This is a genomic window from Variovorax sp. 54, assembly GCF_002754375.1.
In the GTDB taxonomy this organism is placed as follows: Bacteria; Pseudomonadota; Gammaproteobacteria; order Burkholderiales; family Burkholderiaceae_C; genus Variovorax.
On sequence record NZ_PEFF01000001.1, the window covers coordinates 3,803,105 to 3,817,102 of the forward strand.

The following is a 13,998-nucleotide window of genomic DNA, read 5'->3' on the forward strand; positions in this document are numbered from 1 at the left end:
TTTCAGGCGCCGGGCGCGTGGCGTCGCGTGGTGAGCAGTGCGCGCAGCTTGGCCGGCGCCACCGGTTTGGTCAACAGCGTCACGCCGCCGTGGCGCAGCCGCTGCAGCACCTCGGGCCCGGTGGCGCCCGACACCAGCACGGCGAGCGCATCGGGCTGCAGGCGGCGGGCGGCATCGATCACTTCCACGCCGTCGGCGTCGCCGGCCAGTTGCAGGTCGCACAGCACGGCGTCGTAGACGATGTCGCCGGTGCCCAGCCGCGCGAGCGCTTCGGCGCCGGTGGTGACGCATTCGACCTCGCAGCCCCATTGCGTGAGCAGCGCGTGCGTGCCGTCGAGGATGGCGGGGTCGTCGTCCACCACGAGGCAGCGCAGGCCCGCGAGCGGCGCGGGCGCAACCGGTGCGGGCTCGGGCGGCGCGAGGTCGGCCATGCGCGCGGGCGCCAGCGTGAACGCGAAGGTGCTGCCGGCCTGCAATGCCGAGCGCACGGTGATGCGGGTGCCGAGCAGGGTGGCGATGCGCGCGCAGATCGCCAGGCCCAGGCCGAAGCCGCGGCGCCGGTCGCGCTCGGTGTTGGCCACCTGGTAGAACTCTTCGAAGATGCGGCCCTGGTGGATGGGCGCGATGCCTACGCCGTTGTCGCGCACCTCGATGCGCACGCCGGCCCGGCTGCGCCGCGCGGCCACCAGCACGGTGCCGCCTTCAGGTGCATGGCGCAGCGCGTTGGCCACCAGGTTGCCGACGATGCGCTGCACCATCGCCGCGTCACTGCGCACCGCCAGGCCGCGGTCGCGCCAGTGCAGCCGCACCTGCGCCGCGCTGGCGGCGGGCGCGTGCTGCGCATCGAGCTGGTCGAACAGCGCGGCCAGCGAGACGCGGGTGATGGCGGGCGTGAGCACCTGCGCGTCGAGGCGCGAAATTTCGAGCAGGTCGTCGAGCAGCACGCCCATGAAGCCGGTGCTCTCCTGCAGCCGCAGCACGGCCGGGCGCTGCGCCTCGGTGGCGCTGGGCAGCAGGCCGTCGATGAACAGGCCCATGGCATGCAGCGGCTGGCGCAGGTCGTGGCTTGCGGCGGCCAGGAAGCGTGCGCGCGACAGCGCGGCCTGCTCGGCCTCGGCCATGCGCTGCAGCGCGACGGCGGTGGCGTCGCGCACGCGCTCCTCGCTCACCTGGCGGTTGTATTGCAGGCGCTCGGCGAGGCGGTCGATGTCGTGCGCGAGCACGGCCAGCTCGTGCGTGCCGCGCGTGCCGCCTTCGACCACGTCGCAACGCACCTCGAAGTGGCCGGCCTCCAGCGCCGCCACCGTGCGCGACACGCGCCGCAGCGGACGCGCCACCGTGCGCGCCATGTGGCGCACCGAGGCCCACGCCGCCAGCAGTGCGACCAGTGCGATGCCGATGCCGGCGATGAGTGAGCGGCTGCGTTCGTGCGTGTAGGCGGTGGTGTCGCGGAAGGTCTGCACCAGCCCGATGGGCGCGTCGCCCGCCGCGGTGGAGCCGGCCGGCGCGAAGGCGCTGGCGCGCGAGGCCTCGCGCAAGGTGACGGGCGCGCTGAACATGCGCAGCTGCGCGAGCGATTCGTTCTTGGGCCCGGCCGTGACGTACACGCCCGCGCTGTTGCTGATCTCCACACGCGTCACCTGCCCGCCGCGCAGCGCCGCCGAGGCCACGTTCTGCAGCGCCGGCAGGTCGCCCGCGTACAGGCTCAGGTCGGACATGGCCGCCACCTGTTTCGCCACGGCCTGGCCTTCGGCATCGAAGGCGGCTTCGAGCGTCTGCAGCCGGTTGTGGGTGAACCAACCGGTGAGCGCCAGCGCCACGGCCGCGCAGGGCACGACGCCCAGGCGGAACAGGTCGCGCTGCAGGTTGCCGCGCACCACCAGCGACGTGGCGGCCGGTGGGGGAGGGGGCGGTGGCGCTTCGGTCGCCGTGACCGCGCCCGCCGCCGTCGGGCGGGACAGCGGGCTCGGGGGGACCGGCGTGGTGCTCATCGCGGGGCTGCGAGTCGTTCGGTGAGCTCCCGTTCCTCCGGCGGACGCAGGCCGAGCCCGCGTGCCACGGTCGCGTTGATCCGTACGGTGGCCGGCGTGGCCGCCTCCACCAGCGGGCTGTTGTTGCCGGTGCTTGCGGCGCTGGCCACCTTCTGCCCGAGCTGGCGCGCCTGCTGGGCCAACTGGCCAGGCGTGGAGACCGCCGCCGCGAGGCCGCCCGAACGCACCAGTCCCTCGCTGGCGCCGAACACCGGCAGGCCCGCGCCGGCACCGGCATGCAGCACCGAGAGCGTGGCGGCCTGGCTGTCGCCGATCAGGTCGGGCAGCACCATGAGGGCGTCGCTGCGCGGCACGAGGGCGCGCAGCGCAGCGGCCAGCGAACGGGCGTCGGGCGCGATCTCGACCTGCAGGTCCCAGGGCGGGTTGGCGTTCTGCGCGGCGCGCTGCAGCTCGCGCACCAGCGGTTCGGATTCGGGCGTCGCGATGACGCCCAGGCGGCGCTTCTGCGGTAGCACGGCGTTCACCAGCGCGAGCTGGTCGGCCATGGCCGGGTCGCGCAGCAGCACGCCCACGCGCCGGTCGCCGCGCCGCAGGGCGGCAGGGCTGGCGGCCTTCAGGGTCTCGTAGTCGAGCCGGCTCAACATCGCGAGCACCAGCGGCTCCGTGCTGGGCCGCTCGAGGGCGGCGCGCGCGGCGGCGGTGCCCACCGCCACGGTGAGGCCCGCGTCGCTCGCGGTGCGCAGGCTGCGCGTGCGCACGCCGGCGTTGGCGGCGGGCTCGGTGTCGGCACTGGCCGGTTCCGCGGCTGCAGCGCCCGGCCCGATGCGCACGAGTTCGAACTTGCCGGCGGCCGACTGGTCGCTGCGCAACTGCTGCACGAACTCGGCCGACGCGGCCTGGTCGTCGCCGACGAGCACCGTCAGCGTGGCCGCCGATGCCACGCGCGGCGCGGCGGCGATGCACAGCACAAGGCCGCAGGCCAGCAGGGCGTGGACAGCACGGTGCACTCTTCCGAAGAAAAGCGGAATGGGAGGGTTCACAGCGACGGACATGGACTGCTTTGTGCAGCGAGAGGCAATGGTCCAATGTAAGGACGCGCCCTGTTTCCCGCGATAAGGCAGAGGGCTTATGCCCGCATGCGCGAGGGCCTGCGCATGTGAGGAAGATCACGTCGCCGCGGCTGCTTGGTCTATGTCCGACGGACTACCCGGCGCCTACCGGGAAGGTACCTCTGTCAGAGGCCTGCGGCCATCATCAGCGCGGCCGCGCGCTGCGCCTGGATCGCCTGGCGCAGCACGCGCGGCGACACCGGCTTGTAGAGCACGGCGATGCCGGCGGCGGCCACCTCGCGCAGGCGGTCGGGCTTGGTCTCGCCGGTGACCAGCAGGCGTGCGGTGCCAGCGCCGATGCCGTTGGGGTGGCGCTCGAGTGCGGCGATCACATCGAGGCCGTTGTCGCCGCCCTGCAGCAGCAGGTCGCTCACCACCACATCGGGTGGCGTGTCCCAGCCGTCGGCCAGCGCCAGCGCTTCGGCGCGGGTCTGCGCAGCCAGCACCGTGGCGCCCCAGTTGCCGAGCACCACGCTCAGGCCTTCGAGGATCGTGCGCTCGTCGTCGATCACGAGGATGCGCAGGTCCGCCAGGCCTTCGTTGTTGTCGGCGGGTGCGGCAGCCATCGGCGGCTGCGGCACCGACGCCGGCAGCGCGGCGGGCGCGGCGCGCACCTGCACGCGCACGCAGGTGCCCTTGTGCAGGCGCGAGCTGAGCTCGACGCGCGTGTTCAGCAGCTCGGCCAGCCGCTGCACCGTGGCCAGCCCCAGGCCCATGCCGCGCGCGCCGCCGGGCGCGTTGCTGCGGCTGGCCGGCTCGACCTGGTAGAACTCCTCGAACACCCGCGCCTGGTGCTGCGCGGCAATGCCCACGCCGGTGTCGACCACGTCGATGCGCACGCCCTTGCCGCGTGCGCGCGCACCGATCAGCACGCCGCCCTCGACCGTGTGGCGCAGTGAATTCGACACCAGGTTGTTGAGGATGCGCGACAGCATCACGTAGTCGCAGCGCACCCACAGCTCGGTCTTGCGCACCACCAGCCGCAGGCCCTGCTGCTCGGCCACGGGGCGGAAGTTGCGGCTGATCTCGTCGAACAGCCGGTCGAGCGGAAAGTCGGCCCACTGCGGCTGCAGCACGCCGGCGTCGAGCTGCGACAGGTTGAGCAGCTCCGAGAACAGCCGGTCGAGCGAATCGACGCATTCGCGGATGTGGCCGATGCGCTGCAGCTTCACCGGGTCGGTCTCGCCGTTGGCCAGCCCGTCGGAGAACAGCGTGAGCGCATGCAGCGGCTGGCGCAGGTCGTGGCTGGCGGCGGCCAGCAGCCGCGTCTTGGCCTGGCTGGCCACTTCGAGCAACTGGTTCTTGCGCGCCAGTTCGGCCGTGGCCTCGTTGATGCGGCTTTGCAGCAGCCGGTGGCTTTCGGCCAGCGCGCGCGCCGCCTGGTTGAAGCCGTGCTGCAGATGGCGCACCTCCGAGGTGCCTTCGATGGCCACGCTGGCGGCCTCGCCCGCGCCGAGCCGGTCGACCGCCTCGCCCAGCGCACGGATCGGCTCGCTGATGCGCCGTGCCGCCCACCAGCCCGCCAGCCCCACGCCCAGCAGGCTCACGGCCAGCACCAGCGCCACGTTGAGCCAGACCGCGCGGCGCGCGCTCTGCACCGCGTCCAGCCCGATCTCGACCATCACCTTGCCGTTGTGCCGGCCGTCGTCGCTGACGATCGGCACCACCACCTGCAGGCCCTCGCCGCGGCGGCGGTCGACGGTTTCGGAGTTGGCGACGATCTCGCCGTCTTCCGTCCAGATCTGCACCTGCTGCACGTGCGGCTGGTAGGTGCCCGTCTGCGCGGTGCGCGCCAGCGCGCGGCGGTCCATGCGCGACAGCGGGGCCTGCGCCACCGTGGCCACCTGCAGGGCCACCGTCTGCGCATTGGCGCGCATCAGCTCGGTCAGGTTGCCCAGGTGCTGGCGCGTGAGCACCGCAATGGCCACCAGCGTGGCCGCCGTGGCCGGCAGCAGCGCCAGCAGGATCAGCTGCTGGGCGAAGGTGAGGCGGGCCAGCCCGCGCAGGAGGCGGAAGTTCAAGTTCATGAAGGCCTTGGGCACATGGGGGGCGAGCTTAGGGCCGCGGCCCGGAACAGGGAAGAGCGGAAAACAGCACGAAAAATGCCGGCATTTGCGATGTAATGGCGTCCGCGTTGCCCATGCCAGACCCCGACGGTTTTCCGTGGCCCCTTGTCTTCCGGTGCTCCCATGCAGGTTTTCTTGCGTCGTTTCGGCAAATTCCTCCAGACCGGCCGCCGTGCGGCCCTGGCCTTTGCCGTGGGGCTGCCGCTGCTGGCCGCAGCCCAGGCGCCGGTCCCCCCAGCGGACGCGCCGGTGCGCTTCGGCATCCTGCCGTTGGGCGGTGCCTTCGAGTCGCGCAACGACTGGGACCCGCTGCTGGCCGAGCTCAGCCGCGCCATCCAGCGACCGGTGAGCGTGCTCTCGGTCAATTCGTATGAAGCGCTGGAGCAGGCCATCCAGCGCGGCGAGGTCGACATGGCGTTCCTCTCGGGAAAGATGGCGCTCGACGCCGTGACCCAGCAGCGCATGAAGGTCGTGGCCCAGGTCGTGCGGCACGACGGCCTGCCCGGCTACCGCGGCCTGCTGCTTACGCGCAAGGTGCCGCCCTTCAACACCTTGAAAGAACTGATCGACCAGCCCGAGCGCTGGCGCATCGCGCGCGGCGAGCGGCAGTCGGTGTCGGGCTTCATCGTGCCGCAGCTGCAGTTCTTTCTGCCGAACCACATCGTCATGGAGACGCGCTTCCTGAGCGAGGTTGTCGGCACGCACCAGGCCAACGCGCTGGCCGTGGCCAACAACGAGGCCGACGTGGCCACCAACAACTCGGCCGATTTCGAGCGCTTCAAGATCCGCTTTCCGGCCGAGTCGCAGCGGCTGCAGGTGCTCTGGGAGTCGGAGCTGATCCCGCACGCGCAGATCGTCGTGCGCCGCGAGTACCCGCCCGAACTGCGCCTGCGCGTGCAGGCCTTCCTGGTTGCCTACGGCCGCGGCAAGGGGCCGCGCGGCGACGCCGAGCGCGTGGTGCTCAAGTCGCTGCACGACCTCGCGGGCTTCGTCGCTGCCGACAACAGCTCGCTGCTGCCCGCCGCCAAGCTCGCCTACCAGCTCGCGCTGCAGAACGCGAAGACCGCGCAATGGGTCAACGACGCGGCGCGGCAGGCGCGGCTGCAGCGGCTGGAGAACGGCTACGCCGACCAGCTCGCCGTGCTGAAGGATGTGAGCCCTTGAACCGGCGCACCATGCTAGCGCTGGCCGCGTCGTCGCTGATGGCGCCATGGCTGGCTGCAGCGCAGCCTGCGCCTTCCGCGAAGGGCGCGCCGGCGATCAAGGAAGTGCGCTTCGGCGTGCTGCCGCTGGGCGGCACCGTCGAGTCGCGCGCCTTGTGGACACCGCTCATGGCCGACATGAGCCGTGCGCTGGGCCTGCCCGTCAGCGCGTACTCGGTGCCGTCGTACGAAGAGCTCGACCGTGCCATCGGCCGCGACGAGATCGACATGGCCTTTCTCTCCGCCAAGATGGCGCTCGACGCCGTCATGCAGCGGCGCATGAAAGTGGTGGCCCAGATCGCGCGGCGCGACGGCATGCCCGAGCACCGCGCCGTGCTGCTCGCGCGCAAGACCGGGCCGCTCAACACGCTCGAAGGCCTGCTGGCCCAGCCTGAACGCTGGCGGCTCGCGCGCGGCGACAGCCGCTCCGTCACCGGCTTCATCGTGCCGCAGAGCCAGATCTTTCTGCCGAACCAGATCGAAATGGAAACGCGCTTTCGCAGCGAGTTCGTCGGCACGCACCAGGCCACCGCGCTGGCCGTGGCGAATGGCGACGCCGATGTCGCCACCAACAACACCACCGATCTCGAACGCTTCCGCCAGCAGTTCCCCGTCGAGGCTGCGCGGCTGCAGGTGATCTGGGAGTCCGAGCCGCCGCCGGGCGCGCCGATGGTGGTGCGCCGCGACTACCCGCCCGAGTTCCAGGCGAAGCTGCAGGGCTTCCTGATTGGCTACGGAAAAGGCAAGGGAACGCGTGCCGATGCCGAGCGCGAGGTGTTGAAGGACTTGCGCGCGGCGTATGGGTATGTCGCGGCGGACGACAGTGCGCTGTTGCCGGAAGCGAAGCTTGAGTACCAGCTGGGCCGGCAGCGTGCGCTGTCGGCGTCGTGGGTCAATGATGCGGCGCGTGAGCTGCGGTTGCAGCGCATCGAGAAGGCGTATGCGGCGCAGGTGGAGACGCTCAAGGCGTCGAGCGCATCCCGCTGAGGCTCGGCCAGCGCAGGCCGTGCCCATGACAAATCACTCGCTTTGCGCGGGTATCTGAAGACACGTCGCGGCAGGCGACCATTGTTGTCAATGCAAACGCGTGGTGGCTTCCACACTGCGCGACCTCTTTCTGTGTGAAGGCTGCTGTCGAAGGCGTTCTTGTGGGCGGCTTCGTGCGGCTTGCGTTGTTCGTCGGAAAGAGGACGGGGCGCGAGCCCGCATCCGACAACGACGATCTCCATCGGAAAGACAGTCACGGAATGAAGACTTACAAGATATTCAAGGACCCTATCGGCGACACGCAAGCCATCAAGGACGGGTGGTGCTGGCCTGCTGCCATCTTTGGCGTGCTCTGGGCGCTGTTCAAGGGCTTGTGGTGGGTAGGGTTCGGTTGGTTGGCGATCGCCATATTCATCGTCGCGGCCGCGGACGATATCGGGATATCCACTGTGAACGTGTTGATCAATCTGCTTTCGATCGTCGTGCCGGTGGGTTTCGGGTTTACCGGCAACGCATTGCACGCGCGTCAGCTCGTGCGCGACGGCTATGAGCAGGTCGACGTGGTGGAGGCGACCAATGAAGCGAGCGCGTTGGCGCTCTATCGCTCGGCATCTGCAACGAAACCCGAGACGCTCTGAGAAGAGTCGTTCGGCATGACAAATCCCACGCATCGCGAAGGCGGTGCGTGGAGTTTGACGATTGTTATCAGTGTGATTGCGAGCGTGCTCGCAAACTGCGCGACCTGTTTTCCTCCCAAGGAAGTCGTCGATGCCGCGCACGCTGTCTGTTTCTTCTGCTGCGATCCCTGTTGTTCTTGGTCGGGCTGCACTGGAGCCCGTGCGGCTGTCGGGGCATGAGGGGCTGAACAGCCTCTTTGCCTACGAGCTGTTCCTCAAGACCCCGGATGTGCTGGGTCTGTATGGTGTTTCTTCTGGCGCCGACTTTGATCTCGATGCGTTCATCGGCCGCGAGATCAGCTGCGAGATCGAACTCGATGGCTCTCCCCCTCGCCAGATCAACGCCCTGATCACCGATGCGGCGCTGTGGGGCGAAGAGGGCCGCCACGTCCAGTACAAGCTCACCCTGCGCCCCTGGCTGCACCTGGCCACCCTGCGCACCGACTGCAGGATCTTCCAGAACCTCAGCGTCGTTCAGATTCTCGATGGGCTGCTCTCAGGCTATGCCTTCCCCGTGGACAAGCGCCTGATCGAGCACTACCCGGTGCGCGACTACCAGACCCAGTTCAACGAGAGCGACTTCGCCTTCTTTGTCCGCCTGTGCCAGGAATGGGGCATCAGCTACCACTTTGAGCATTCGGACGGCAAACACCGCCTGGTGCTCTCGGATGCCATGGGGGCCTATGCAGCCGGCGATCCGCTGTACGAGCAGGTGGAATAGCGCCGAAGAAAGTGCACGTAAACAACGTGCCTACGCTGACATGCTGGCCGCGTTGGGAAAGATACCCAAGACCCTCGAGGGGAGTCAGACGCTGCTGGATGAAGGGGGTAAGGTTCTCGATCCCAAGGTGCCGCTTCTGCAGAAATTCAAGTCGCTTCAGACGATCGCGAAAACGGCTCGAGAGAACGTTCATTCGGTTTGGGCCATTGCTGTCTTGAACGCCGCCAAGAACATCGAGCCCTCAGCGCGGGAAGCTGCCTTTGCCAAGGCACAAGTCCTTCAGCTTTCGCATGGCTTGGGCCCTCGTGCGATTGACATGGTAAAGAAGGAAAAAATCGAACACGATGAAGCCCTTCGCGCCAAGGGGCAGCGGGTCACGTACAGCAACAAACGCAATCCTGAGCCGGGCAGTCGAAGTTGGAACCGCAAGTACGCTGCTCAGGCGCGGAAACTGGAAATGCGGTTGGGGCGCATGGCTGAGGAGGGCAAGGCCTCTGCAGCAATTGGTCGGCGTATCCCAGTTGTGTTTGGCGCGGTGGAAACGATGAGCTTGCTCATTTCGTTGCGGTGTGCGAATGAGCGAGGCGGCGATCCCAGGGCAGGGGCGGAGGCAGCCGCAGCGGTCTTTGCTGGCATGGGGGCGTGGAACAGCGCTCGAGCTGCGTACTACGAGAGCAACTTGTACAACCGCATCCAAGCGGATCTCTCTCGGATACTGCCTGAACGCTTGTCGGCGCTGAGCGCGGCAAGCGGGATAGATCTCCAGGCGTTGAAGACTGGGGCTGCGCACTATGTGGCCTTGGGAACACTGGTTGGCGTAGGGGTGGATCTTGTAGCCGCAAGAAAATCGGCCAAAGAAGATGAGCCGATCCTCGCCTATGCCTACATAGGAAGAGCTGTGGCTGCGAGTGCAATGGTCGTTGGAAGTATTGGGCAAGCCTACAGGGCGCATCGGGTGATCGCGATCCTCGGGTTGTCATTCGAGCTCTTCAGGGCATCGAGTGCCGTAGGGCTTGCTGGCTCTTTGGCCATAACCTACGCGATTGAAAAAATCAAGTCCTCCGAGTGGATTCGATGGCTCGAGGCGGGACCCTTCCGAAAGGAAGAAACCAAGAGAATCCCCTTCTCTAATGAAGATGCCATGAAAGCTCAGTTGGCCAACGTTATTGCTGGATTGGAATAGGAGTTCGTGCTGTGTTCATATTTGAGGCAGCTTTCCAGAGTGAAAAACGAAGCCGAGGCATTCGCTCAGCATTGAAATATTACGCAGATATTGCAGAGGAAACGCGACTCTATGATCCGAAAGAGGGAGCGAATCGACGAGAAGAATGCTCCCGCAAGCCAACGAGAAAGGAGCGGGTTGAGCAGGAGGTCTTCGCGCGACCGAGTTTTTCATCAGTGCGCGCAGTATTCGATTTCAACGAGCATTTCATCGAGTTGAGCAATTCAGGAGGGATGGCGCGCTCTTTGGCTTTGATGCTGTTGGTGCTGGCAACTACTCCCGGGATCTATCTCATCCATTCACTTGTGGCTGATGCCTTCGGAATCCTTTCGGGCACGTTCGAGGCGACACGCGATCGGATGATTGGCATGGGCATAGGGCTCGGATTTCTGATCTTCTCTCTTGCGCTTTTCTATTTCTTCTGGGGCGCAATCTTTGCTCCCGCATTTTTCACATCCCTGCGCGCCCGTTATCGTTTCAATCGGACGACGCGTACGGTCTATGTGCTGCGTCCCAAGAAGTACGGTGGCAATGCCGTTCTGGAGTGGGGCCGAGTGCAAGCGCATGTGAACTGGGTGCCACCCAGCGCCTGGACACCCTCCCAGATCGCGAACGACCCGGCAGCGCGAGAAGCGAGATCGTTGGAAGGACGTCGGACGCGATACCTTCTGCTGTACTGGCCTCCAATGGATGCCAACGATCCCGAGCGAAAAGGCGAAGACGTCATCTGGGTCGGTGATGAAGGTGCCGGCGAATCGCTGTGGCAGTACATCCGCACCTACATGGAAGAAGGCATGAACAGCGTGCCTTGGCCTGGGGTGGACCACTGGCTGCGAAAGGGTTTCAGTGGCGCAAGCGAGCACCTTGAAGAAACCGTGATGCACCAGTCGCACGTGAACGACGATCTTGCAGGTGGTGGTACGTCGACGGGAACCTACGTCAACTATGCCGCCAACCTACCTTGGGCACCGTTGAACAGCCTGGCCGAGCGGCTGTGCTACTGGCCGACTTTTCCCGAAGAGTGGAACAGTGACTGCGGTCAGAAGCGAAGAGAAAGCGGCATCGGGCCAGAGGAGCCGATGCGGTGGCCTGCCAAATTCTGAGTTGCAACGCAGACATGGAATGGACGCTCTTGGCGGCTGAGCTTCGAATGGATTGGGGGTGAAAGTTCATGGTCAGCCAGGAAGTTGCGCGTTTGTTCAATTCGCACCCGGCCCCGCCGCTGGCGCCTCAGCTGCCACCGCGATCTCCGTCCGATCCACGGAATCCCATGAACGATGGCTTGGGAGACTACCAATGATTGGCGGCATCAACACCAGCGGGAGCAGCACCGACGAGGATCGCACCGATGGCAAGGTCATCGGGCTTGTGGAGCGCTATACCAACAAGAGAAAAAGTGTCACCGGAGCAGCCGGACACGGGAGAAAGCTCACAGGCGTCTACCCAGATGCCATCGAGTTTCAGAGGGTTTACCTGACGGGGGAGGTGGGTACTACCTGACGCATTGCTTCTTAACAGGTGTGCTTGGCACGTACTTGTTCACTGCGTTTGTGCTAGAGAGCGCGATAAGAAACGAAGCGTACGGAGGCATGGCCTTCGCCTACATCGGCTCCTGGTCCTTCTTTGCATTCTTCGCCTACCTCGAACTCTTCGCCCCCGCCGACAGCCCCCTCTACTTCGACCGCAAGCATCGCAAGGTCTACAAGGTCACCCAGTCCGGTGTCCGCCGCTGGCGCTTCTTCGGTCCTCGCAACTCCAGCCTCGTCGCTTACGACTGGGACTTGGTCGACGCCGAGCACCACACCACGCTGCAAGCCAGCACCGCTACGGCCAGTCGTGTGCACCACCTTGTTTTCCTGGTGCGCAAGAGCAAGGATGACCCAACCATCATCGACAGCTTCACCTTCGCCAGCGTCGACTTCGTGCAAGCCCTGTGGGAGTACATCCGCCGCTACATGGAGCAAGGCGCTGCGCCGCTGGTGAAGGGTGAGTTCCCCCCGGTGTCGAACACTGGCGCGTATGTGCCCTGGAGTGATTTCGGTGCGGTCGTCCCATTTCTTGACCAGCCGGGGCGTCGTTGGAAAGAACAGCCTTGGAAGACCTTGCTCAAGTACATCAGCATGCCTGTCACAGTGCCGCTGTACATGCTGTGGTTGTTCTTCAACCGCCTGACCGTCTGGACCGCACAGAAGGTCGAGTGGCCCGAAGAGATCAAGCAAGCCATCGGTCGATTGATCAACGAGCTGGACCTTCGCGCCGACACCTGCCGCAGGCTGCGCCCTGGCCCACCACCGGAGGTTTGATGTATCAGGTATGGCTGTTCTTCAACCGCCTGACGGTGTGGACAGCGTAGAAAGTCGAGTGGCCGAAAGAGATTGAAGGCGCCATCGGCCGATTGATCACCGAACTCGACCTGCGCACCAATACCTGCCGGAACTTGCGACCGGGCCCGCCGCCCCCCTTCTGATCGATCCTGGGCGCCAACGGCACTTTCCGGCCGCATCCTGTCAGAGCAGCGGGCCCTCGACCGCCCTCGCATCTACTCCCTTCGCCGTACCCCTCCCGCCCCACCTAGGCCATTAGCTAGGCCTTAAGGCGGATTTGCCTCCCGCCCCCCGCGCCGGAAACTTCGTGTTTCTTCTTACTTCCCGGCACCCTTGCCGTAGACGGAGTGCGGATGAGTTGGCGAACCAAAGTGGTCTGGAGCGAGGGGATGCTGTTGCAGCCTCAGCACCTGCAGCAAAGCGAGCGCCATGCCGATCATGCGCGGCATGTGCTGTTGCGTACCACCACGTCCTACGCCTGGGGATTCGCCGAGGTCGAAATCGACGCGGCGGCGCTCACGCTGGGCAAGCTGGCGCTGGTGCGGGCGGTGGGCATCTTCGGCGATGGCACGGTGTTCGACATGCCGGCGGTCGATCCGTTGCCCGAGCCCATCGACATTCCCGCGTCCATGCGCGACGAAGCCGTGGTGCTGGCACTGCCGCTGCGCCGCGCCGGCGCGCGCGAAGCCGACGCTGAAGAATACGAAGAGCTGGTGCGCCACCGCGTGCTGGAGTCGGACGTGCCCGACTCCAACACGGCCGGCGAGCGCACCGCGATGCTGCAACTGGGCCAGCTCCACACGCGCCTGATGCGCGCCAGCGAAGCCACCGACGCCTGGGCGACCTTGGGCGTGGCCCGCGTGGTCGAGCGCCGGGTCGACAACCAGGTGCAGCTCGACCGCGCGATGCTGCCGCCGCTGCTCGACGTGGCCGGCCATGCGGTGATTCGCGCCTGGCTCGACGAGCTGCTGGGCCTGCTGCGCCAGCGCGGCGAAGCGCTGGCCGGGCGCATGACCCAAGGGGGCACGGGCGGTGTGGCCGAGATCGCCGACTTCATGCTGCTGCAGGCGGTGAACCGCAACGAGGCCATCTTTGCGCACCTGGCCAAGAGCGCGATGCTGCACCCGCAGCATTTCTTCGAGCACGCGCTCGGGCTGGCCGGCGACCTCGCGAGTTTTCGGGACACGCGCCGCGTGGCGCGCTTCGGGCCCTACATCCACGACGACCTCGCGTTGAGCTTCCGCCCGGTGATGGACGACCTGCGCCGCAGCCTGTCGATGGTGTTCGAGCAATCGGCCATCCGCATCGAGCTGCACGACCGCAAGCACGGCGTGCGCGTGGCGATGGTGACCGACGTCGAGCTGCAGCGCAAGGCGACCTTCGTGCTGGCGGTGAACGCAAACATGCCGAGCGAGGCGCTGCGCGCGCGCTTCCCCACGCAGGTGAAGATCGGTCCGGTCGAGCGCATCCGCGACCTCGTGAACCTCGCGCTGCCGGGCGTCACGCTGACGCCGATGCCGGTGGCGCCGCGCCAGATTCCCTTCCACACGGGCGCCAACTACTTCGAACTCGAAACGCGCAACAGCGACCTGTGGCGCCAGCTCGAGCAATCGGGCGGCATCGCGATGCACATCGCGGGCGATTTCCCCGGCCTCGACCTCGCGTTCTGGGCCATTCGTTCCTAGCCGCCTGTGGCTGA

At 66.6% G+C, this 13,998-nt stretch carries 12 protein-coding genes; 9 read left to right on the forward strand and 3 right to left on the reverse strand.

Annotated elements, in window-relative coordinates; all coding sequences use genetic code 11:
* Positions 1–2: 2 nt before the first annotated feature.
* The 3 genes from CLU95_RS17615 to CLU95_RS17625 form a co-directional block, all read right to left on the reverse strand.
* Positions 3–1,991, reverse strand: a complete 1,989-nt coding sequence (locus CLU95_RS17615) for a hybrid sensor histidine kinase/response regulator (RefSeq protein WP_257214653.1) — start codon at positions 1,989–1,991, stop codon at positions 3–5.
* Positions 1,988–2,998, reverse strand: coding sequence for an ABC transporter substrate binding protein (locus CLU95_RS17620; protein WP_257214654.1), 1,011 nt, complete (start codon positions 2,996–2,998; stop codon positions 1,988–1,990). Before CLU95_RS17620 ends, CLU95_RS17615 begins: the two co-directional genes overlap by 4 nt.
* A gap of 227 nt (positions 2,999–3,225) precedes the next feature.
* Positions 3,226–5,127 (reverse strand): ATP-binding response regulator, encoded by a 1,902-nt coding sequence (locus CLU95_RS17625; protein ID WP_099797363.1) that lies wholly within the window; start codon positions 5,125–5,127, stop codon positions 3,226–3,228.
* A gap of 162 nt (positions 5,128–5,289) precedes the next feature.
* Here CLU95_RS17625 and phnD (CLU95_RS17630) point away from each other — a divergent pair, with 162 nt between their 5' ends.
* The 9 genes from phnD (CLU95_RS17630) to tssK all read left to right on the forward strand — a co-directional run bounded on the left by phnD (CLU95_RS17630) (position 5,290) and on the right by tssK (position 13,984).
* Positions 5,290–6,330 (forward strand): phosphate/phosphite/phosphonate ABC transporter substrate-binding protein, encoded by a 1,041-nt coding sequence (gene phnD, locus CLU95_RS17630; protein ID WP_099794805.1) that lies wholly within the window; start codon positions 5,290–5,292, stop codon positions 6,328–6,330.
* Between the two features lie 11 nt (positions 6,331–6,341).
* The gene (gene phnD, locus CLU95_RS17635) at positions 6,342–7,355 is read left to right on the forward strand and encodes a phosphate/phosphite/phosphonate ABC transporter substrate-binding protein (RefSeq protein ID WP_099794806.1); all 1,014 of its coding nucleotides are present in this window, start codon (positions 6,342–6,344) and stop codon (positions 7,353–7,355) included.
* A 134-nt stretch (positions 7,356–7,489) separates the two neighbouring features.
* On the forward strand, positions 7,490–7,993 hold the full coding sequence (locus CLU95_RS17640; protein ID WP_143606010.1) for a DUF2628 domain-containing protein: 504 nt from the start codon (positions 7,490–7,492) through the stop codon (positions 7,991–7,993).
* A 130-nt stretch (positions 7,994–8,123) separates the two neighbouring features.
* Complete coding sequence (locus CLU95_RS17645; RefSeq protein ID WP_099794808.1) at positions 8,124–8,753, forward strand: type VI secretion system Vgr family protein; 630 nt, start codon at positions 8,124–8,126, stop codon at positions 8,751–8,753.
* A 40-nt stretch (positions 8,754–8,793) separates the two neighbouring features.
* Positions 8,794–9,936, forward strand: coding sequence for a hypothetical protein (locus CLU95_RS17650; RefSeq protein WP_099794809.1), 1,143 nt, complete (start codon positions 8,794–8,796; stop codon positions 9,934–9,936).
* 11 nt (positions 9,937–9,947) lie between these two features.
* Positions 9,948–11,078: a hypothetical protein gene (locus tag CLU95_RS17655; protein ID WP_099794810.1), complete on the forward strand. Its 1,131-nt coding sequence runs from the start codon at positions 9,948–9,950 to the stop codon at positions 11,076–11,078.
* A gap of 193 nt (positions 11,079–11,271) precedes the next feature.
* A complete protein-coding gene (locus CLU95_RS17660; protein ID WP_099794811.1) occupies positions 11,272–11,475 on the forward strand; it encodes a hypothetical protein in 204 nt (67 codons plus the stop codon).
* Positions 11,476–11,564: 89 nt separating this feature from the next.
* On the forward strand, positions 11,565–12,278 hold the full coding sequence (locus CLU95_RS17665; protein ID WP_099794812.1) for a DUF6708 domain-containing protein: 714 nt from the start codon (positions 11,565–11,567) through the stop codon (positions 12,276–12,278).
* A 374-nt stretch (positions 12,279–12,652) separates the two neighbouring features.
* Entirely contained in the window at positions 12,653–13,984 is a 1,332-nt protein-coding gene (gene tssK, locus CLU95_RS17670) for a type VI secretion system baseplate subunit TssK (RefSeq protein ID WP_099794813.1), read from the forward strand.
* Positions 13,985–13,998: the final 14 nt, after the last annotated feature.

Coding starts and splice junctions, on each gene's coding strand:
- tssK (WP_099794813.1), top strand. CDS start 12,653: ATGAGTTGGCGAACCAAAGTGGTCTGGAGCGAGGGGATGCTGTTGCAG.
- phnD (WP_099794805.1), top strand. CDS start 5,290: ATGCAGGTTTTCTTGCGTCGTTTCGGCAAATTCCTCCAGACCGGCCGC.
- phnD (WP_099794806.1), top strand. CDS start 6,342: ATGCTAGCGCTGGCCGCGTCGTCGCTGATGGCGCCATGGCTGGCTGCA.
- CLU95_RS17615 (WP_257214653.1), bottom strand. CDS start 1,991: ATGAGCACCACGCCGGTCCCCCCGAGCCCGCTGTCCCGCCCGACGGCG.
- CLU95_RS17650 (WP_099794809.1), top strand. CDS start 8,794: ATGCTGGCCGCGTTGGGAAAGATACCCAAGACCCTCGAGGGGAGTCAG.
- CLU95_RS17645 (WP_099794808.1), top strand. CDS start 8,124: ATGCCGCGCACGCTGTCTGTTTCTTCTGCTGCGATCCCTGTTGTTCTT.
- CLU95_RS17625 (WP_099797363.1), bottom strand. CDS start 5,127: ATGAACTTGAACTTCCGCCTCCTGCGCGGGCTGGCCCGCCTCACCTTC.
- CLU95_RS17660 (WP_099794811.1), top strand. CDS start 11,272: ATGATTGGCGGCATCAACACCAGCGGGAGCAGCACCGACGAGGATCGC.
- CLU95_RS17665 (WP_099794812.1), top strand. CDS start 11,565: ATGGCCTTCGCCTACATCGGCTCCTGGTCCTTCTTTGCATTCTTCGCC.